20 protein-coding genes and 1 pseudogene are annotated in these 19,765 nt (G+C 33.9%); 9 read left to right on the top strand and 12 right to left on the bottom strand.

Features of this window, described 5'->3' with window-relative positions; translation table 11 throughout:
• Positions 1-31: 31 nt before the first annotated feature.
• Positions 32-478, top strand: coding sequence for a helix-turn-helix domain-containing protein (locus tag bsdcttw_RS07750; protein WP_185258808.1), 447 nt, complete (start codon positions 32-34; stop codon positions 476-478).
• A gap of 104 nt (positions 479-582) precedes the next feature.
• On the opposite strand, the gene bsdcttw_RS07745 is transcribed toward bsdcttw_RS07750, so the two are convergent.
• Positions 583-1,422 (bottom strand): polysaccharide deacetylase family protein, encoded by an 840-nt coding sequence (locus bsdcttw_RS07745; protein ID WP_185258807.1) that lies wholly within the window; start codon positions 1,420-1,422, stop codon positions 583-585.
• A gap of 53 nt (positions 1,423-1,475) precedes the next feature.
• Positions 1,476-2,369, bottom strand: a complete 894-nt coding sequence (locus tag bsdcttw_RS07740; RefSeq protein ID WP_185258806.1) for a helix-turn-helix domain-containing protein — start codon at positions 2,367-2,369, stop codon at positions 1,476-1,478.
• A gap of 162 nt (positions 2,370-2,531) precedes the next feature.
• Here bsdcttw_RS07740 and bsdcttw_RS07735 point away from each other — a divergent pair, with 162 nt between their 5' ends.
• The 5 genes from bsdcttw_RS07735 to bsdcttw_RS07720 all read left to right on the top strand — a co-directional run bounded on the left by bsdcttw_RS07735 (position 2,532) and on the right by bsdcttw_RS07720 (position 6,492).
• Positions 2,532-4,301, top strand: coding sequence for an FAD-dependent oxidoreductase (locus bsdcttw_RS07735; RefSeq protein ID WP_185258805.1), 1,770 nt, complete (start codon positions 2,532-2,534; stop codon positions 4,299-4,301).
• Positions 4,302-4,476: 175 nt separating this feature from the next.
• Positions 4,477-4,599 carry a hypothetical protein gene (locus tag bsdcttw_RS25220; protein ID WP_269140617.1) on the top strand — a complete coding sequence of 41 codons (123 nt, stop codon included), beginning with the start codon at positions 4,477-4,479 and terminating at the stop codon, positions 4,597-4,599.
• Positions 4,600-4,612: 13 nt separating this feature from the next.
• Positions 4,613-5,050 (top strand): MarR family winged helix-turn-helix transcriptional regulator, encoded by a 438-nt coding sequence (locus bsdcttw_RS07730; protein ID WP_185258804.1) that lies wholly within the window; start codon positions 4,613-4,615, stop codon positions 5,048-5,050.
• 18 nt (positions 5,051-5,068) lie between these two features.
• Positions 5,069-5,725 carry an ABC transporter ATP-binding protein gene (locus tag bsdcttw_RS07725; protein ID WP_185258803.1) on the top strand — a complete coding sequence of 219 codons (657 nt, stop codon included), beginning with the start codon at positions 5,069-5,071 and terminating at the stop codon, positions 5,723-5,725.
• Positions 5,722-6,492: an ABC transporter permease gene (locus bsdcttw_RS07720; RefSeq protein ID WP_185258802.1), complete on the top strand. Its 771-nt coding sequence runs from the start codon at positions 5,722-5,724 to the stop codon at positions 6,490-6,492. Before bsdcttw_RS07725 ends, bsdcttw_RS07720 begins: the two co-directional genes overlap by 4 nt.
• Before the next feature lie 234 nt (positions 6,493-6,726).
• Here bsdcttw_RS07720 and arsA read toward each other — a convergent pair whose 3' ends face one another.
• The 6 genes from arsA to bsdcttw_RS07685 form a co-directional block, all read right to left on the bottom strand.
• Positions 6,727-8,469, bottom strand: coding sequence for an arsenical pump-driving ATPase (arsA, locus tag bsdcttw_RS07715; protein ID WP_185258801.1), 1,743 nt, complete (start codon positions 8,467-8,469; stop codon positions 6,727-6,729).
• A gap of 66 nt (positions 8,470-8,535) precedes the next feature.
• A complete protein-coding gene (gene arsD, locus bsdcttw_RS07710) occupies positions 8,536-8,934 on the bottom strand; it encodes an arsenite efflux transporter metallochaperone ArsD (RefSeq protein WP_185258800.1) in 399 nt (132 codons plus the stop codon).
• Positions 8,935-9,248: 314 nt separating this feature from the next.
• Positions 9,249-9,566 carry an ArsR/SmtB family transcription factor gene (locus bsdcttw_RS07700; protein ID WP_185258799.1) on the bottom strand — a complete coding sequence of 106 codons (318 nt, stop codon included), beginning with the start codon at positions 9,564-9,566 and terminating at the stop codon, positions 9,249-9,251.
• A gap of 270 nt (positions 9,567-9,836) precedes the next feature.
• Complete coding sequence (locus tag bsdcttw_RS07695) at positions 9,837-10,334, bottom strand: GNAT family N-acetyltransferase (protein WP_185258798.1); 498 nt, start codon at positions 10,332-10,334, stop codon at positions 9,837-9,839.
• A gap of 10 nt (positions 10,335-10,344) precedes the next feature.
• Positions 10,345-11,160, bottom strand: a complete 816-nt coding sequence (arsM, locus tag bsdcttw_RS07690) for an arsenite methyltransferase (RefSeq protein WP_185258797.1) — start codon at positions 11,158-11,160, stop codon at positions 10,345-10,347.
• 34 nt (positions 11,161-11,194) lie between these two features.
• On the bottom strand, positions 11,195-11,635 hold the full coding sequence (locus bsdcttw_RS07685; RefSeq protein WP_185258796.1) for a MarR family winged helix-turn-helix transcriptional regulator: 441 nt from the start codon (positions 11,633-11,635) through the stop codon (positions 11,195-11,197).
• A gap of 474 nt (positions 11,636-12,109) precedes the next feature.
• Between bsdcttw_RS07685 and bsdcttw_RS07680 the strand changes: the two genes are divergently transcribed.
• Entirely contained in the window at positions 12,110-12,532 is a 423-nt protein-coding gene (locus bsdcttw_RS07680) for a hypothetical protein (protein WP_185258795.1), read from the top strand.
• A gap of 404 nt (positions 12,533-12,936) precedes the next feature.
• Here the strand turns inward: bsdcttw_RS07680 and bsdcttw_RS07675 are convergent.
• The 3 genes and pseudogenes from bsdcttw_RS07675 to bsdcttw_RS07665 all read right to left on the bottom strand — a co-directional run.
• Positions 12,937-13,509 (bottom strand): annotated as a pseudogene (locus tag bsdcttw_RS07675) (ABC transporter substrate-binding protein); the annotation flags it as partial.
• Complete coding sequence (locus bsdcttw_RS07670; protein ID WP_185258793.1) at positions 13,451-15,343, bottom strand: recombinase family protein; 1,893 nt, start codon at positions 15,341-15,343, stop codon at positions 13,451-13,453. The pseudogene bsdcttw_RS07675 and the gene bsdcttw_RS07670, both read right to left, overlap by 59 nt.
• A 92-nt stretch (positions 15,344-15,435) precedes the next feature.
• Positions 15,436-15,633 carry a hypothetical protein gene (locus bsdcttw_RS07665; protein WP_185258792.1) on the bottom strand — a complete coding sequence of 66 codons (198 nt, stop codon included), beginning with the start codon at positions 15,631-15,633 and terminating at the stop codon, positions 15,436-15,438.
• Positions 15,634-16,361: 728 nt separating this feature from the next.
• On the opposite strand from bsdcttw_RS07665, the gene bsdcttw_RS07660 reads away from it, so the two are divergent.
• Positions 16,362-16,844, top strand: a complete 483-nt coding sequence (locus bsdcttw_RS07660) for a helix-turn-helix domain-containing protein (protein ID WP_185258791.1) — start codon at positions 16,362-16,364, stop codon at positions 16,842-16,844.
• A 159-nt stretch (positions 16,845-17,003) separates the two neighbouring features.
• On the top strand, positions 17,004-17,513 hold the full coding sequence (locus bsdcttw_RS07655) for a helix-turn-helix domain-containing protein (protein WP_185258790.1): 510 nt from the start codon (positions 17,004-17,006) through the stop codon (positions 17,511-17,513).
• Positions 17,514-18,230: 717 nt separating this feature from the next.
• Here bsdcttw_RS07655 and bsdcttw_RS07650 read toward each other — a convergent pair.
• On the bottom strand, positions 18,231-19,685 hold the full coding sequence (locus bsdcttw_RS07650) for a toll/interleukin-1 receptor domain-containing protein (RefSeq protein WP_225903815.1): 1,455 nt from the start codon (positions 19,683-19,685) through the stop codon (positions 18,231-18,233).
• Between the last annotated feature and the right edge of the window lie 80 nt (positions 19,686-19,765).

The raw sequence follows: 19,765 nt of genomic DNA, 5'->3' as shown, positions 1-19,765 counted from the left end.
TAAAAAACAGCAATAAATAGGAGGAACCTGGATGGATGATGATATTTTAACGTTAGAACAAGCATGTACCTTTTTAGGGGTAGGTGAAAGAACGCTGTTAAAAATGCTAAATGAAGAACATATACCAGCTAGAAAGATAGGCAGAGAATGGAGATTTAGTAAGTCTGCCCTTACAAACTGGGTTGCATCCGGGGACTCCTATGAATATGCCAAAAAAGAAGAACTGTATGAAGTGTTTAAAGATACCAACGGAAATTATGAGATTTTGCTGGAAAGTATTTCAGAGGAAATCTCAAATATTAGAACTAACAGAAATATCAGTGTTTTACTAAATGATGTTCCTCCCGGAATTGAAATTCCGGATAATATCACCTTTAGGGTTAGTTATAAGCAGAAAAGAGAGCTCGAAAAACTGGATTTTAAACTATTTTGGCCCTTAAGAGAAGATCTGAAGCAAATTACAAAGGAAAACAAATAGAAAATGATTAAGTATTTAAAACAGAGCAGTTGTCCTGTTGGATAGCTGCTCTATTTTAAAGTTCTGTTTTAAACTCTATTTGATTTCTTGATTTTTGCAGCTTATCAGATGATATCTAATTTCTCTCCGGGTGATACGCAGTAAAGCTTTTCATCTTTTTTAAAATAAAGATCCGTGAATGTTGGATTGAATGCCTGCATTCCATCTGCTGAGAATTCCAGTCTTCCAAAAGCCTGTATATAATCATAGATTTGAATATTTGTAGCATACCAGATGTCCTCACGGTCACCTACATATGCAGCAAACTCCTCAATCACCTGCCAATTGTCGTGTTTGTCAAACTCATAGCTGTGTCCCCAGAGATAAAAGAGCCAGGCTTCCCGCTGAGGTGCCTGCTCCACAAACTTTTTGGAAAGGGGCATCAACTCCGGGTCATTGTGATGACAGGTTGTTTCCAGTCGAAGCCAATTCTGGGGGAGCTTAAAATTATGGTTGGATATAACCGTTCTTGCATACACAATTCCCGCTTTTTCCAAACAACCTACAACCATATCGTTATAGGTTCCAAAGGGATAGGCCATACCACGAATTATTGTATGGAACTGGGTTTCCAGATTATTTCGATCTTTCATTACCTCCCACATAACCATATTTTCGGGTAGTTGTTCTAGGAATGGATGAGTCAGCCCATGTACCGCTACTTCATTACCGCAATCAGTATAAAGTGCAGTGGCCTGATCCTTCGTCATTCTGCGATGAATATGTCCCTTGGGGTATAACGTACCTTCTGAGGCATATTCACCGCTGTTAAGATTGAAGGTTCCTTTAAGACCGTGGTGATTCATAATATCTATGAGCCGTATATCCTGCTCTACTCCGTCGTCGTAACTTAACGTCAGTGCTTTTGCTTTTCCTTGCGGAAAACGCATAAACATTCCTGCCATATTGTATCTCCTCGCTTTTATTGTTTTGTTTTATAATTAGCATCCTTAGCGGATTACTTATTTTTTCTGAACTGAGTTGGCGGCTCACCGCATATTTCTGAAAATACTTTACAAAAATAATTTGAATCGTTAAATCCTAGAAAAGATGCTATTGTTTTAACAGGCAAGTCGGTCCCTGATAGATATGTCTTTGCATCCTCTACTCTCAGCTGGTTTATATATGATTTAACATTAATTTGCATTTTCTTTTTAAAAGTATGATTGATATAAGATTCACTGCAATGGCATGAATGGGCAATATCCTGCACTGATATCTGATTTTTATAGTTTTTTTTGACAAACGCAAGAGTATGTCCCAGGATATTATCTTCACTTGAATTGTACCTGAGATTGTTTAACACATCAGGATGAGACAAGGAAATATCAGAATAAATTCTCGCTATATACTCTGCTGCAATGCCTAAAAGGCTGTTTATTTTTTCAATCCCCGGTATTTTCATATTTAAGGACGAATAATACAACTTCAAAAGGGCGGTCTCATTTAATGCAGAAGACTGTGAAATTCTCTTAACAAATCGTTCACCTACTTTCGTATGTGAACAGAACACACCTGCATTTATGGTACCGATTAATTGACCATTGCAAGTAATCGGCACTATATATTCTTCAACACCTGCATGACACATTCCATAGAAAGTGCCCTTTTGTACCCTGCATTTTTCTGCAATAGGTTTTTTCATACTTTGGCATTTATCCCAAAGAGCTTTATCTGATTTTATCATCATGCAGTAAGGATTTCCGTGAATCATAAAGGGTTGTAGAAGCTCGGTCAGCTCCCGGTCATGGAACAGAAAACCAGAAAAATCATTGATACATATAGCAATTCCAAACTCATAAGAGATTTGTTTCAGATAATCCGTTAATACCGAATAAGCCTGTTTTGGCATTCTTTCAAACTCCCTTCATCTTTAAATCTAATTTTAACTTATTTCTGCTTTTCCATCAATAATATTGCAGAATTTTTAAGATTATCAACAGTGTTTTTAAGGTGTTTTATCTCTGCTTCCTTTATAATTCCTTTATAAGAAATTCTCATAGGAGGTACTAAAATGAGTAAAAAGGCAATCTCTAAAAAATATGACATCGTAATCGTAGGAGGTGGAATGTCAGGAGTATGTGCGGCAATATCAGCTGCCAGACACAATGCAAAAACCGCATTAATTCAAAACCGGCCTGTGCTGGGAGGAAATGCAAGCTCAGAAATCAGAATGCATATATGCGGCGCAGATTCCCATGGCAAGAGACCAGATTCAAGAGAAACCGGAATTATAGAAGAATTATTGCTTGAAAATAGGAAAAGGAATCCTCAGCACTCCTTCTCAATTTTTGATACAGTTTTATGGGAAAAGTGCCGTTTTCAGGAAGGGCTTGACCTTTATCTTAATACTCATATGACAGAAGTCATTACAGAAAAGGATAAGATAAAGAAAATAACAGCCAATCAGCTTACCACTGAGAAGATTTTTGATATAGAAGCCAACATATTTGTAGACGCTACAGGTGACGGTACCCTGTCTTATTTAGCAGGTGCAGGGTATATGTGCGGCCGTGAAGGAAAATCGGTATTCGGTGAGAGATTTGCTCCGTACGAATCAGATAGTGTAACAATGGGAAATACCCTCTTATTTAAAGCAGTTGATTTCGGAAAATCAGTACCCTTTGAAAAACCTTTTTGGGCTAATAGCTATACAGAAGAAGATCTGAAATTCAGAGATCATGATGAAATTACCTATGGTTACTGGTGGATAGAATTGGGGGGAGACAGTCTGGATATCGTTGCTGATGGTGAAGTAATTCGAGATGATCTTCTTAAGGCCGTTTATGGAGTATGGGACCATATCAAAAACAACGGAGACCATAAGGCCGATAACTTTGTACTTGACTGGGTAGGATTCTTACCCGGAAAACGAGAAAGCAGAAGGATTATAGGTGACTATATACTAAAGGAACCGGATTTGCTGGAAGGAAGAATCTTTGAAGATGCAGTGGCTTATGGCGGCTGGCCCATGGATATGCATGTTGCCGGTGGATTAAAAACAAAGCTTCAACCCACTGATTATATCCATTTGGACAAAATATATACGATTCCATATAGAAGCCTATATTCAAAGGATATTAAGAACCTTATGCTTGCCGGACGGGCCATAAGTTCTTCCCATATGGCCTTTGGATCAAATCGGGTTATGGCTACTTGTTCCGTGGTTGGGCAGGCTGTGGGAACTGCAGGAGCTATCGCAATTGAAAAAGGATTAAGCCCGGCTGAAGTATCACTATATATCAAGGAGTTACAGCAAAAACTAATAAAAGATGACTGTTACATTCCAGGATTCAAGAATGAGGATGAATCAGACATTGCAAAAACTGCAATTATATCATGCTCTTCCGCTATAGAAGAGGGTAACTGTGAAAATGTAATAAACGGTATATCCCGAAAGGTAAAAGAGCAATCCAACTGCTGGATTTCTGAGGAAATAGCTTCAGGCGGAGAATGGTTGAGTCTTGTATTTAATTCGGCTGTCAATGTTAAAGAAATTCATCTGAAATTTGACTCTAACCTAAGTAAGGAAATCATGTTATCTATGTCACATCGTACTAATTTAAATCAAGTGCCCGGAATACCACCAGAATTGGTAAAAGATTATGAAATTAATTATTACCTAAATGGTAAAAAGATATATACAGAAAAGGTTTCTGATAATTACTACAGGTTAAAGATTCATAAGCTTGAAAATCCGTTAGAATGCGATAAAATAACGGTAAAGGTATTGGCAACAAACGGGGACAAGTATGCACGAATATTTGAAATAAGAGTATATTAATCTTAGTGAGTGTGTGAATAATATCTTCTGTGACCCATCATGGTTGGCCTCGAATAAAAGAACCCAATCCTCATGTGCACCATTATGAGAATTCTGATTCAAGTTTATTAGAATTTATTTATTGAGATACAAGAAATTTTAATTTAGAATATAATAATAAAAAGGCTATATTAATATGGAACGAGATTATCATCACGAACATGCAAAGGAACTAAACGCTTTATCTCCTATTGCTGTAAGTACAAATCAATGTTATAATACGGTTATCGTAATTTACGATAACCGTATTACATTATAAAGGAGGATACACTTTGGATGAAAATACTATAATCCATAAACTCTTGGATGTTTTTCAATATAAAAACGAGTACCAGCTTCAAACCTCAAACAACCAACCTCAGGATATGTATGTATTAGAAAGAATATATCTCAACGAAAAAGTGTTAGTCAAAGACCTTTCAAAACAGTACTGCATTCCCCCTTCCACTCTCACTGGGATTATTGACCGGCTGGAAAAGAAAAAACTTATTGAAAGACTTAGGACAAATATTGATAGGCGAGCTATTGAGCTTGTTGTCACACCGGATGGGAAAATAATAGTAGAGAAGCATATAGAAGAAGATTTGCTATTTTCAAAAAATTTTTTTAATACTTTGGAACAGAATAAAAAAGAGAATCTTAAAGAACTTCTTTCAGAATTATTAAATAGCATCAACAAAGAATCTCTATTTTCTTCTGACAACAGATAATATACGGAGGTGCGAATTTTGTCATTACTTGAATTTCAAAACGTTTCATTTGAAAGTGACAACAAATCTATTCTAAAAAATATATCGGTAGATATTGAAGAAGGCGATTTTTTTTCAATCGTTGGCCCGTCTGGCAGCGGTAAAAGTACATTTCTTAAGCTTTGCAGTCACTTAATCAGCCCTATAAAAGGAACTATATCTTATAAAAATAAAAATATTTTCGATTACAATCCTACAGAATTGAGAAAAAATATAGTTTACTGTTTTCAATCTCCTTATCTTTTCGGAGATACAGTGATTGAAAATATTAATTTTCCTTTTACTATAAGAAACATCAAGCCCAACCAAAAGAGAATAGATGAATTGTTTTCCATGTTTCATATGGATGGAGATTATCTGCACAAAGATATCATAAACCTTTCCGGTGGTGAAAAACAAAGAATATCACTAATAAGAAGCTTACTATTTATGCCCGAAATTTTGCTTCTAGATGAAATCACTTCAGCTCTTGATGTGGATAATGCCGTAATAGTTGAAAATGTTATATCGGCTCTAAATAATAATGGTACTACTGTTTTATGGATCACCCATAACCTTGAACAAAGCAGGAAATATGCAAATAAATTATTGTTGATAGAATCTGGTGAAATTAAATCATTGGAGGTATTAAAATGAACGGTATGAATAACATCAGTATTACATCGTTACTTATCTCATCTTCTCTAGTATTGGTAGCACTTTTTTTCTCCTATTGGCAAAAACTCAAGCTTGAAAAGGAAACCATTATTAGCGTTATCAGGGCTGTAGTTCAGCTTGTTATCGTTGGATATATTTTGGAATATATTTTTGGTTTTAAAAACCCATTTTTTACAACTCTATTAATACTTTTCATGATCTTCAATGCATCATATAATGCTGCCAGAAGAGGTAAAGCCATTAAAAGGGGGCTTATTATATCATTCTTATCTATCGTAGTTGGAACTATAGTTACTTTGTCAATTCTTCTTTTATCAAAGACAATACAATATGAGCCTTATCAAATTATTCCTGTCAGTGGTATGATTATCAGTAATGCAATGGTCGCGTTAGGGTTGTGCTATAAGCAGATAGTGTCTGATTTTAAGAATAAACGAGAAGAAGTCGAAACAAAGCTTTCCTTGGGAGCAGATATACTTCCCTCTTCCATAGAGATCATACGTGACTCGATAAAAACAGGAATGTTACCGACAATTGATTCGGCCAAAACACTAGGTATCGTATCCCTCCCCGGCATGATGACCGGTTTAATTCTCGCTGGATCGTCACCGATGGAAGCTATAAAGTATCAGATAATGGTAACATTTATGCTGCTTTCAACGACATCGATATCTTCGTTCATTGCCTGTTATCTATCTTATAGAAGTTTTTTTAACAGCAGGAAGCAGTTGATTTCAATAAAATAATTCTAATCAGTATTATTGATTCTTACTCATCTTACATTGGTACTATAAATTAAGAATCTAGTTATTGTACAAGGTTAGATACTTGTGCTTATTTAATTTATCAGCAATCCTCTATATTGAAAATAATTACTTATTAAAATAATTACATAAGAATAAATAAACTATAAAACATAAGACCACATTAAATGGAGAATGCGGTCTTTCACTTTTGATATTATCAGTATATTAATTTACTTAGTTTATAAAATGACACAATTGGCTTTCATTAACTTCATTTGACTTCCAATCAATAGCTGCAAATTTACCTTTTGTATGATTATCAATCCGTTTAATCCATTCTACCTCATGCTCTGCTTTTGCTAACAGCATTTCATTCGACGTGCTAGTATAATAAAATGATGCATTAATAATCCACCAGTTTACCGCTATGTTAGCACGATTTAGATCTTCTTCTAGTCTTAAGGCTTCATAAACAGGTGTTGCTTCAGCTAAAGTAACGATTATAACTTCTGTTTCATCTGAATTACAAAGTCTTGGCAATAGCTTTTCAACAGATTCCGGAATGTCACCTCGTGTTCGTTCAATTTCTCGATGATAGCTTTGTGTTGAATCCAATAAAAGCAATGTATGGCCTGTTGGTGCTGTATCGATAATTACCGTCTCATTTTCAGCTTTTTCTACTATCTGTGCAAAAGCCCTAAATACAGCAATTTCCTGCGTACAAGGTGAGCGAAGATCCTCTTCTACATAAGCGATATCTTCTTCTGACATAACTTTTCTTGCTTTTTCCAGGACTTCACTCTGATACTTAATCAGCTCTGCCTGCTCATCTATATGACTCATAGTTATCAAAGAGTTTTCTTTCATAACATATTTCAAATGAGCTGCCGGATCTGTAGTAGCTAGATGTACTTTTACTCCTTTTTCAGCCAGCCCACAAGCCACAGCTGCAGCTATCGTGGTCTTCCCTACCCCACCTTTCCCCATAGTAAATATAACCTTTTTTTTACTTTTGTATAAATCTTCTATAACATCTTTAAGTTCTTTACTTTCTGCTAGACTAGGACTTTTCGTCTCATGACTAATATTATCAGTCTTAAAAAAATATCTTACATTTTTTATACCTGTAATATTATAACTTCTAAGTGGTAATTGATAATTGGGTATATTCTTTAAATCATCCGGTATTTCACTTAGTGCTTTATTCTGTTTGTTATACATACACTCTGAAACAGAATCATTAAATGCTTCTAATACACCATTTATTATGAGTATTTGATTGTTGATTCCAATAACCTTTAATTCTTTAGATGCTCTTTCTGCCTCAATTAGCGGCATTGACTCAGGTCTTGTAACAAGGATAAGGGAGGTAGCTTTTTCATCAGTTAACGTATCAACAGCTTTTCTATAGATTTCTTTTTTTTCTTCTAAACCGGAAAGTTGACCAAGACAAGATGCCCCATGGGTACTTTCACTTATAAAATCGCTCCATGCAGAAGGTAGTTGAAGCATTCTTAGTGTATGCCCGGTTGGTGCTGTATCAAATATTATATAATTATATTTCTCACTGATTGATTCATCTGTTATAAAATTAGAAAATTCATTGAATGCTGCGATCTCTACAGTGCAAGAACCAGATAATTGCTCTTCCATATTATTTATTACTACATCCGGTAATTTACCACGATAAGGTGCTATTACAGCTTCTTTGTATTCTTTCGCTGCTTCAATAGGATCAAGATTAGCTACTATAAGATTATCAACCTCTTTTATTGGCGTCCCTTTATTGGTTAGCTCAGTTTCAAATACATCTTGTAAGTTTGACGCTGGATCTGTACTAATCAGTAGAACCTTATAACCAGAATCAGCTAATGTAACTGCTGTAGCACATGCAATAGAGGTTTTTCCGACTCCTCCCTTACCTGTAAAAAATAGATATTTAGATAACTGAAGATTGTATGGATTAAAGTATTCCATGAAATTTCCTCCTATATAACATTACTTATGTGAGTGGTCAATTATCAAAATGAACTTATATGATTATTAACAGCAGCTTCCATCAGAACAACCACAGTCATTCGATTTAGCTTTTTTTATATTTAGCCGAACTGGTTTCGCCTTATTAACAAGGATATCAGAAGGTACATCAAGTAATTTCACAAATTCTTCATTTGAAGGATACCTCCCTGACATAACTATAGTATTATCTACGACAATTACTGGTAATTCATCAACTCCATTAATATTAATAAACTCATTAACCTCTTTGTTATTAATAAATTCTTGTGGTGCATTCGATAGGTTATAACGTTCTACTATTATTCCATTTTTCTTTAGATTATTAAGTGTTGTAGATATCCTTAACAATTCAGGATCAACAGATACACCGCAAAGACCTGTCGAACAACACATAGCCGGTTCGTAAATAAACATTTTTTTCATATTATTTCTCCTTTATTTTATGTTTTTAATTAATATATTTTGTCTTGAACTTCTTATTAAAAATAAAGCCAGTTTTACTAAGGCAATCATAACCGGAACCTCTATTAATGGCCCTATGACAGCTGCAAATACTTGATTAGATGTAATTCCAAAAACTGCAACAGCAACGGCTATTGCCAGTTCAAAATTATTACTAGCTGCAGTAATATCGTTATATTACAGAATATGCACCAGTTGTTCTCCTCCTAAATATTAAGGCATACCACAACTGGAATAGGATATAAAACTATCCTTTTCATATACCTCCTCCTACTTTATTCACAGCAGCAACTATTTTCAAAATCAATCAATACAGATGCCTCCATTATTTGTGCTAATAATTGGTTTGCTTTAGTAAATCCTTTCATACTAAGAGAATAGTGCATCCATTTACCATCTCTCCTACAGTTTATAACACCTGAATCACAAAGTAGTTTCATGTGATGTGATAAAGTTGATTGAGATATATTCAATTCTTCTAGTAAGTTACAAGCACATTTTTCACCATTCTTTAATAAATCAATTATCATCAAGCGATTGGGATCACATAGAGCTTTGAATACTCTCGCATTTTGTTCGTATACCTCTTTCATTAATTTACCTCATATCTATATTTATCGATATATATTATAAACAACATATCGACACCCGTCAATATGTTCATTTATAAATAGACTGCCTAAGGCAGTCTATTTTATTGTACACTTTATAGATATTTATCTTATGCAACATGGCTTTCTTCTACTCCAACATTCATTACGACAGTATTCATCGTAAGCTGCATTATTTTCATTTGGAAATAATGAAAGAGCAAATAAAAGTATCATCACTACTATTAAAGCTATCATAAACTACACCTCCAATCATAAACCTTCAATTTTACTTCTTCTTTCAACCAACACAACATCATACCATTTACCATTATCCATTTTACCTAGTCTTTCTCGATATCCTATTTCTCTAAAACCACATTTCTTATGTAAATTGAGGCTAGCAATATTTTCTTTAATAATTCCTGACTGTAATGTCCAGTATCCGTTCTTTTCAGATAACCTTATTAGCTCTTCTAAAAGCGCTGTACCCACTTTCTGGCCTCTATATTTGTCCGATATATAGATGCTTAATTCCGCAACACCAGCATATACACATCTACTGGATACAGGCGATAACGCTGCCCACCCCAGTATTTCATTTTCTAATCTTGCAACTAAACGACATGTTTTACTATGCCCATTATTCCAATCTTCCCAACTGGGAGCTTCACTTTGAAATGTAGCAATTTTAGTATTAATCCCTTCAGTATAGATATCAGACACTTGTGACCAATCTGTTTCTTTCATTTCCGTAATTACATATTCCATATTACTCTCCCTATTTATAAGCCTTAACATGTGCTCCGGCAAAAGCTCCATCTAATGCTTCTTCATCTAGCTTTGAATAGATAGCTCCTAAGTTTTTAGACTCGGCAATGTCTTTTATTACCTCTTTCGTATAGATATTAACCGGTGTAATCTCAATATCTTTAAAGCCAACTTGCTCTAATATCCTTCTGTATTCATTAACCGTTAAAGCACCTGAGATGCAGCCTACCCATAATTGTATATTTTCTTTTATTTCATCAGGTACAGCTTTTAGTTGGACAATATCAGCAATAGCAAGCCTTCCTCCATCTCTAAGAACCCTATATGCTTCACTAAGTGCAATTTCTTTACTTTCACTTAAATTAATAACACAGTTCGATGTTACAACATCTACAAATTCATCTTCTAAAGGAATATCTTCAATATACCCCTTTATAAATTCAACATTACTAGCACCACTTTTCTCTTTGTTCTGATTAGCTAATGCCAACATATCATCCGTCATATCAAGACCATATACTCTTCCAGTATCACCAACATACTTTGAAGATATCAGTACATCAATACCACCGCCACTTCCCAGATCCAAAACAACTTCTCCTGGCTGCAGCCTTGCAAGCACAAGAGGGTTTGCACAACCTAATGATGCATTAATAGCCTCCAAGGGTAATCCAGTGATAAACTCTTTTGAATAGAGTAATGATTCATACGTGTTATTACCACAGCATGATTCTCCACATCCACAAGAATTATTAGCATTCTCACTAACTCTTCTTGCTATACCTCCATAATACATCTTGATTTCGTCTTTTTTACTTTTAGACATTTCGTCACCTCCAACATTTATTTTGTTATTTCAGTTAACAACAACGATTTTCTTCAACTGCAGATGTAAGAAGCTGTAGACTTTCGATTATCTGATCCCTTTTATCTTCTGGTATTGAGTTAAAAACATCTTGATAATAATTATTCATGCTTTCTTCCGTATTTCGAAAAATAATTTTCCCGTTATCTGTTAACTGAATGATAACATAACGTCTATTTTCCATATCAAGTTCACGTAACACTAGGCCAGCATCTACCAGGTTATTAATAGTTCGACTCATTGTACTTTTATCTAATCCCAATATATCAGCCAAATCTACTAATGAAATCTTATCTGCCCTTCCAATTTCAACAATGGCATGGCACTGTGCTAAGCTTATACCACAGCAAGAGGCATCACTCTTTTCCAAAATACCCAGATTTCTAACTAGGATTCTTAATAGTTCTCGTAATTCATTACTTAAATTTTTTTTCACATTTATCACCTCACAACTATATCATATCACAACTGTTGTATTTTGCAACTATTATTTTAAATATTTTTTATAATCCATTTATAGCAAAGTTTACTACCAATTGTTAACCTTAAAGGAAATACATTAAAAAATCCCCAGGCACTTAGACCTGGGGGTGGTTGGGGTCATGTATTCTATTTGGAGCTACCTCAATTCGAGCTCTCTATCGACCGTTCAATTTTAAACATATAAATACAGGGTAAACCTTAGATTTATTTTATATTCGATTTAGAGAATTACAGAACAGAAAAAATGTCTAAAAGAATAACTACTCATTATTATCAATAGATTATGTATTTTTTGAATATGTCTCATCTTAGCAATTTTTAACCAAACACAAATCCTATCCTACTTTGAATCAATGGAATGTATTGTAATTAATATGTAGTTTAAAGCATACAATGCATAAATTTATAAGCAAAGAAATTATATTAAATGGATAATTTACCAATTTTATATGTAAGCTTTATAAACTATAAGGATAATACTATATCTATACCTGTATATTATTATACATGGATTATTAAAAATACCGATGGAACAACAACACAAATTACCGGTGAAAATTTTTTACACCCTTTGGACAAAGTTAATTCTTTACCAGAAATACAAATCCCTTATTCAAATAATTCTATTTTATTAACGTTTTCCACTTCCCCAACAAATTATACAGTACAATATTGGATTTATTCAAAAAGTGATTATAATGACTGTTATAAAGTACATGATAACTACATTCCAATTTCCGATAACCATTTATTATTCTTACCGAATTTATCCGACAATTACGTTATACAAGTAAATGCCAACTGGCCACAAGGACATATCAGTTATGATTTTTTTGTATCTTATTATTAATTAGGCTGATCAAAAGAGGTAGCATTATTGCTACCTCTACCATGACACTCGTGAAGTTATTATTATATGCAACTGAAGCGCTTATATCTTTTAAGCCAATAGTATGCACAATTTCATGCAAAAGGATAATTTAATTTCCTTTTCCTTAATAAAATCTTTAAGTGTCTTAATTTCCGATTTTCTTTCAATTTCAGGCAACGTGTAAGCTGATATTTCCTTTGGTTCCTTTTGATTAGTATTAGCTTTTAAAGGAATACCTTGATTTACCTTTATAGGTTTTTAACAATGTCGTCAGCTGATTTAGATGGAACAGCGGACTTTGAAACAGCCTCAGACATAATAGAACAGCCATCTTAAGATAGCTGCTCTATTAAAAAATCCTTACCAATTTAGAATCTTTTATATTATTTTGCTTTCTCCGCATAAGTTGTTGTTACCAGCTTATCATAAGGTGCTCTTGTTGTAATAACTCCACCGTCCTCAAGAATATCCTGTAACAGGTTGAAGCTGTCTTCATCCAGTACCGTGTTATCTTTCCAGGTTTGCTGGTCATAATATCTTTTTACAATGGTAGTAAGGGTATCCAAATCTGTTTCCTTAAACTGTGGTTGAATCGTCTTGGCAATTTCCTCCGGTTTATGTGAATTCACATAAGTGAGGCCCTTCTGAATGGCATTGGTGAATTTCTGAATAATGTCCGGATGTTTCTCTATATAACTTTTCTTGGCAGAATATACGGTATACGGTACTTTTCCGCTCTCAACTCCAAGAGAAGTCGCCACTTTACCGGTTCCTTCCTTCTCCAGGGCTGTGGCAGCCGGTTCAAACTCGATGGTATAATCTCCGGTCCCTGCGGCAAAAGCCTGCGCTGTTAATCCGAATTCAATATTCTGTACAATGTTAAGATCTGTCTTGGGGTCAATTCCATTCTTTTTCAGAATATATTCGAATACCATTTCCGGCATTCCCCCAGGTCGTCAAGGACTCCATGTAAACATTGATCATATTTTTCAGGTGATCCTTGTTTACCGTAATATTATAAGGCTTTAAAGGGTCCTCAGTTGCTTTTAAAATCCCTTTATCAATCATAATTGCTATGTATGGCAGTACAGATTTCTTAGATTTAGAGAAACCTGCATTCGTTAACTCTCTTGATAAATACTTAGCTGAAGTATAATTCCTATCCTCTTTCCAAATAAGCTGCATCGTAGTCAGTATGATTTCATTTTCTCTTCTATTTAATTCTTCTAAAGGATTGTATTTTATTATTTCACTTAATCCATATCTTAATTTTATATCTGGAAATCCTTCCTCATCAACTATAATTGAGTCAACCAAAATTTCAATATCCTTGCCAGTTATATTATTCTTTTCAATAATATTATCCACTACTTTAATTGCTGTATCAAGTTTATCTTTCACATTTTCAGTTTCCATTTGCGATTGATCGAACTCACGCAATTGACTCTCGTATCCATTTAACTTAGCTAGAATTTCTTTCTGTAATTCTTCATAAGTTTCTGCCAGAACTGATTGTTCAAACCCATTTAGTGTTGTTTCCTTCAGTTTCTGAGCTAAAAGTCCCTTTAATTCATTTTTTTTGTTTTCAATAGAAGTGGTTAAGAACTTTCTCTTATCTTCCAGGTTACTTTGTTCGGTAGTAAAATCCTTCAGATCATAAGTCTCAATAATATGCTGTAAACCGTTTCGACATAGTTTTATGTAGGCTAATATGTCCTTTAACAATGATTCTTCAGTTATTTGATGAGACCTATTACAAAACCTCTTACCCTTCTGATTATATGTATTACAGATATAATATTGTTTGCTGGAATTCTTTCTAGTGATTGGAGTTAATCTTGAACCACAGTCTTTGCAGAATAAACAACTACCAAATAATCTGTTTTCACCTTTTCCTCTGTAATTTGTTCTCATTCGCTTTTTCATAGCCTCTTGGGCTAATTCGAAATCATTTATTGTAATGATAGATTCATGATTATTTTTAAAAACTATTTGATTTTCTTTAGACACTCTTGTATCATTTCCATTAATAAGAATTCGTTCTCTTTTATGTTGTCTAAAAGTCCCAAGGTAAAAATCATTTTTTAGTATGTCCCCTACCATACCATCACTCCACTGATCTCTTGGTATGGTCTTTACTGTTTTTCCTTGTTTTATTAATCTATCTTTTCTCATAGCTGAAGGCGTCGGAATTTCTTGCTCCGTTAATAGATTGGCTATCTTTCTATATCCATAACCTTCAAGATAAAGATTAAATATACGTTTTACGATTTCAGCTTCTTCTGCTACTATATTCACTTTATTTTTAACATTAACATCTTTCTCATATCCGAACGGTACTCCAGTCAAAAATGTTCCCTCCTTTTGACGTGCCCTTATTACTCTTTTTATTTTCTTACTAGCATCTTTCACATACCGTTCATTATACCATGTTTTTATACCAATTACATCATCATCATCATTTAAGGTATCATAATCATCATCAACAAGTAATAATCGTTTCCCCTTTTCTTTCAACTCATCAAGTAATAACAACACTTTCGCATTGTGCCTACCAACTCTCGATAAATCTTTTGCTATTATAATCTCTATGTTTTCTAAATTATTAAGTAAATCAACGAAACCAGGACGGTTAAAGCTATATCCAGAAACACCATCATCCTCATACCACTGATCTATGACCATATTCTTCTCTAATGCAAACTGATTTCCTATCATTTTCTGATTTTCTATTGATATATAATTCTTTTTATCTTCATCTCTTGATAATCTGGCATATCCAACTATCATATTCCAATCTCCATTCATTATTACGGCAATCACTTTATAATATAGCACAATGTAAATATAGAATATATATAATTATTGATAAAGTCAAGGTATTAAGAAGATCTAAGATGATTTTGAATAATTGCTTTCATAGCAATATTAATGTCTTTATTACAGTCTCCATCCTGAAAAACTACAGTACGAAACCCCATAGACTGCCAATAGAGTTTCTGTTTGCAAATGTCATCCTCATCTGAATCATTAGTTTTCCATATGTAATAAGTAGGTTTGCTTTCATACTGGCGCATCATTTATTCCCGCCCTTCTTCACATCTCTAGTGAATTATATGTAAATAAAAATACCAATAGTCAATTAAGCATAAGACAGAAAAAATTAATTAGGGGAGTATTGATGGGGAAATTGTCTTATGCTTAACTGATTATTGGTTATATAAACTGCTGGGTGTAGCTCTAATACGCCCAGCAGTATCTTTGATTAAATGCGTATAGTGTACGCGAAGTGTTCAAACGAGGCAGGTTGTGATATGTTTCTATAACAATTCAATAGAATACTATCTCTTCTCTCATATCCGGCATCAACCTTGGATCTACCCATTCCTATGGATAGCTGTCCCAATTATTACGAACAGAAGTATCATTATCTCCTCCGGTGGTCATGGCGAACAGGTAACCAATTCCTGTCTTTACTGAACCATTTCTCGCTTGGCACCTTTGATATTATCTTATTTACAGTCGTATTACCAGCTGCAGGTGGTCGTGGCGTGGTCAGTCATCGCTTAGCCTTTAGGGCACATTGAGAGCAAACCATAAAATCGTTATTCGAACATCACAGTCTGTCTCACGGAGGAACGTAAGAGAACACTTTTATGGAATTTTCAAGGAACAAGCAAGGAAATATCCTTGTTATGTTCATTTTAATCCACGTAAAGGTAATTGTCAATGCCGAAAAGTCCATTTTTGCAGATTTTAACAAAAATGCTTAATTATATATTATAATTATTTTGATATAGGAGGCATTATGGTGAGATTAGGACATTATCTGCGTGAATTAAGAGAAAATTTAGGTTTAATGCAAAAGACTGTAGCTAATAAACTGGGTATAAGTAATAAGGTTTTATCTAATTATGAAAAGGATGTGCGCATTCCTGATTTGCAAACCTTTGCAAGTATATGTAAATTTTATAATGTATCTGCTGATACTCTTTTAAATTTAGACATAAATAGTAAAAATAATATAGAGATTTTATCAGAAGAAGATAAAAAAGTATTAACTTATTATAAAAGGTTAGCAGATGAAAATAAAGAGTTTATTATTGGACAAATGATAGGATTATATAAGGAACAACGAAATAATACTACTTATCAGAAACCTAATCCCATAGATTCACTTATTAATTCCTCAAATATAGAAATTCGTGAGGAGCTTGAAAATTATAAAAATCAATTAATTAATGAAGATAAGCATAATACGCAACAGTCAGTTAATAAAAAAAAAGCGTGATTGAGTAATCTCTTAATTAAGGAGTTAGAAAAATATTTATCAAATGCTTTATTGGTAATTATGTAATTCAAATTACTTATTTTTATTGTCGTATTTTGTATAATAATAACATTTACTATTATCCCTTTAGTTGGTAATATTTAACTTGAGGTGAATAATATGCACAGAAGAATAAGGAACTTAAGAATTCATTTAAAACTTACTCAAAAGCAATTTGCTGATAAACTTGGTGTCAGCCATGCTTACATTTCCAAAATTGAAAACCGCAAGACTCCTATTACAAATAATTTCTTAGTAAATTTGGCTGATACTTTTAATATTGATATTGCTCAGCTTAAAAATGAAACCCCTAGCATATCTGAGTCTAGTGAAAACATTTCTATTACTGTTAAAAATTCTATTATCAATTTTCTGGAATCCGTCGATGATCAATTATTCAATAGTCTAGTTTATGATTTAACTAAATTGATTTCAGTTATTAATCCTCAGGAATCTCTTTATCACAAACTAACCTCATATAAAAACGAGTTGGAAGCTGAAAAAAGGGGACTAATATTTATAGCTTTACAAGATATAAAAGGCATAAGAAGTTGTGATTTGAAAGTAAGATTAGCGTTTTTACCTAACAAAAACATTAACGCCACCTACAAGACAGTGCTGATTTCCTAACTATTGTTAGCACAACTACTGCAATAGCATCCATACAGACTTGATGGACTAAGAGCATATCTCTTGAAACGAGGCAGGTCAATTTTAACCTGCCTCGTTTTCTAATAATAGAATAGCAATTTCTTTTATTAAGAGTAAGTTTTAGTTTATTGTTAAACATCACTGATAATGTAGGCACATAATTTAAGAGTATACCTAAAAATTATTCCGAATACGAGCATTTTACTCAATCTTTATCTTGCATAGCTTTTGGATTGTTTCATTCTAAGGTGCAAACTTTGCTAATTCACTATCTGATATGTCCGTGCTTTAGTTCCTTTAGCACGAGCTTCAGATATTTATATAGATTTAGTCCATATAACTTTACCATCTCTACGATGGTGAGATAGAGTGTATTAGCTGTTACTCCTTCCTGGGTGTCTGAAAAGAGCCATTTCTTCGACCTACCGTTACTGGCGTATGGTTGCAGTTTCGCTGAAGTTGTTGCTCAGGTTGCATCGACCATCTACCAGATAGGTCATCAGAAGGTCTCGACGGTTATTGATGTATATGATTGCTTTCTTCTTCGTACATAATACTTCTCCGATGCACATTGTTGTAAAAATAATTAGATGTAAGATTTAAAACTTATCCATTCCGTTTAAATAGAATCAGGAATGTTCCTTCTTCTTTCTCTGTTATTAAGTCCACTGTAATTTCACCCTCAATATACACGGTTCAGCTTAGCGTACCTATATCTTCAACCTTAATACAATTTAATATTGCCGGTGCTGCGTCCCAACTGCCAGAATACTTCATCTTGTCATCAAATGCACATTTTCTGACAACTGCTTTTAAATCATCGAGACTATCTACTCCGAACAATATCATCATTTTTTCGCAATATCTACGAGATTTCATTTTGCCCCATTCAATAGGCATACTCTTAGTATAAACATAGCACGTTGGGAACCAATAAGCGCAATGCCAGCTTTGTTCACTATCTGCTAAATCATATGCATTACAAACCTGATAGAGAAACAAGTCTGCCTCTGCAATTGCCTCTCCTGAATAAATTGGAAGTTTTTCTCGCTGATTGCAAATGGTATCACCCATAAGAGTATATTTATTCTTCATTTCCGTTTTTGGCTTATAACACTCCTCAACAACATGACTATGATGCCTAAAAGCCGTATAATTATTCTGCTTGATGCTACCTCCAAATACGCTTGTTTCTAGAAAATATGTATATGTAAGAATTACATTTATCGCCATATAATCTTTAACATGACGCATAAACGCAATAACACAAATAAATAATTCCCACACATGATTTTTAAATACATCCAAGTCATTATCAGAAACTGAACCCGCATTTGGATCAAATGTTTTGATACAGGTCAACTGGTTATACATCGCTTCAAAACACTCAGCTAATATCTCTGCATAATCTGACTCTGTCTCTGCAATCACCTCCACAAAATCCAAAAAAATATCCCTAATTGGCTTGGTATTTAAAAATATTTCGTACATTCGTTCAGGTGCAGCACCTTTTTCAAAATATACCTTCAAAACTTCAATGTAAGCAGATTGAAACCTGGATATACAATTTTTCCGTTTATTGTCCGTATTACTTCCACGTATTTGACGAATCAAATCCTTTAACGGAAAAAAATCTGTTTTTTCCTCATCAATCCATTCCGGTCTTTTTCCTAACTTTGGTCTCATGAATTGCGGTTTTTCATAAACATTCCGAAGAAGTTTTTCATATTCCTCCTCATATGTATCAGGATCAGAAAGATCAATGTATATCCTTGTCTTTATATATGTTGGAACATATGGTTTTCCTTCTTCATCCTTTTCTGCAATAACGGGAATAAATTTTTCTTGCTTTATATTCCCGTAGATTTCGCTAGAAATAATTACAGTCTCATCTCCTACTCCTCCGGTACGATTATTAGCCTTTTGAGCATATGCTTTGTCACAGATAATAAGAACCTTTGTAATCTCAGACTCATTAACACAGCGTTCCATAAATGCATACTTGTCCTGACCTTCTTTTAAATCCCATTTATCAATAACAACATTAATTCCATGAGAAACTAAGCGCTGAGCCAATTCTAGCACCTGTACATCACTACTCCAAGAGTATGAAATGAAAACCTTGGGTATTGTGTCTTCCTGCAATATCATTCCCTCCTTATCTACTTATCATCTTTATTTCATTACCATCCAGCAACACAAATGTCTGCTTATATCCAATACTAAACACC

This window comes from Anaerocolumna chitinilytica (assembly GCF_014218355.1).
In the GTDB taxonomy this organism is placed as follows: Bacteria; Bacillota; Clostridia; order Lachnospirales; family Lachnospiraceae; genus Anaerocolumna; species Anaerocolumna chitinilytica.
This window is presented reverse-complemented; position numbering and strand designations above follow the sequence as displayed.

Coding starts and splice junctions, on each gene's coding strand:
- bsdcttw_RS07750 (WP_185258808.1), top strand. CDS start 32: ATGGATGATGATATTTTAACGTTAGAACAAGCATGTACCTTTTTAGGG.
- bsdcttw_RS07745 (WP_185258807.1), bottom strand. CDS start 1,422: ATGGCAGGAATGTTTATGCGTTTTCCGCAAGGAAAAGCAAAAGCACTG.
- bsdcttw_RS07740 (WP_185258806.1), bottom strand. CDS start 2,369: ATGCCAAAACAGGCTTATTCGGTATTAACGGATTATCTGAAACAAATC.
- bsdcttw_RS07735 (WP_185258805.1), top strand. CDS start 2,532: ATGAGTAAAAAGGCAATCTCTAAAAAATATGACATCGTAATCGTAGGA.
- bsdcttw_RS25220 (WP_269140617.1), top strand. CDS start 4,477: ATGGAACGAGATTATCATCACGAACATGCAAAGGAACTAAACGCTTTA.
- bsdcttw_RS07720 (WP_185258802.1), top strand. CDS start 5,722: ATGAACGGTATGAATAACATCAGTATTACATCGTTACTTATCTCATCT.
- arsA (WP_185258801.1), bottom strand. CDS start 8,469: ATGGAATACTTTAATCCATACAATCTTCAGTTATCTAAATATCTATTT.
- arsD (WP_185258800.1), bottom strand. CDS start 8,934: ATGAAAAAAATGTTTATTTACGAACCGGCTATGTGTTGTTCGACAGGT.
- bsdcttw_RS07700 (WP_185258799.1), bottom strand. CDS start 9,566: ATGAAAGAGGTATACGAACAAAATGCGAGAGTATTCAAAGCTCTATGT.
- bsdcttw_RS07695 (WP_185258798.1), bottom strand. CDS start 10,334: ATGGAATATGTAATTACGGAAATGAAAGAAACAGATTGGTCACAAGTG.
- arsM (WP_185258797.1), bottom strand. CDS start 11,160: ATGTCTAAAAGTAAAAAAGACGAAATCAAGATGTATTATGGAGGTATA.
- bsdcttw_RS07680 (WP_185258795.1), top strand. CDS start 12,110: ATGGATAATTTACCAATTTTATATGTAAGCTTTATAAACTATAAGGAT.
- bsdcttw_RS07670 (WP_185258793.1), bottom strand. CDS start 15,343: ATGATAGTTGGATATGCCAGATTATCAAGAGATGAAGATAAAAAGAAT.
- bsdcttw_RS07665 (WP_185258792.1), bottom strand. CDS start 15,633: ATGATGCGCCAGTATGAAAGCAAACCTACTTATTACATATGGAAAACT.
- bsdcttw_RS07660 (WP_185258791.1), top strand. CDS start 16,362: ATGGTGAGATTAGGACATTATCTGCGTGAATTAAGAGAAAATTTAGGT.
- bsdcttw_RS07655 (WP_185258790.1), top strand. CDS start 17,004: ATGCACAGAAGAATAAGGAACTTAAGAATTCATTTAAAACTTACTCAA.
- bsdcttw_RS07650 (WP_225903815.1), bottom strand. CDS start 19,685: ATGATATTGCAGGAAGACACAATACCCAAGGTTTTCATTTCATACTCT.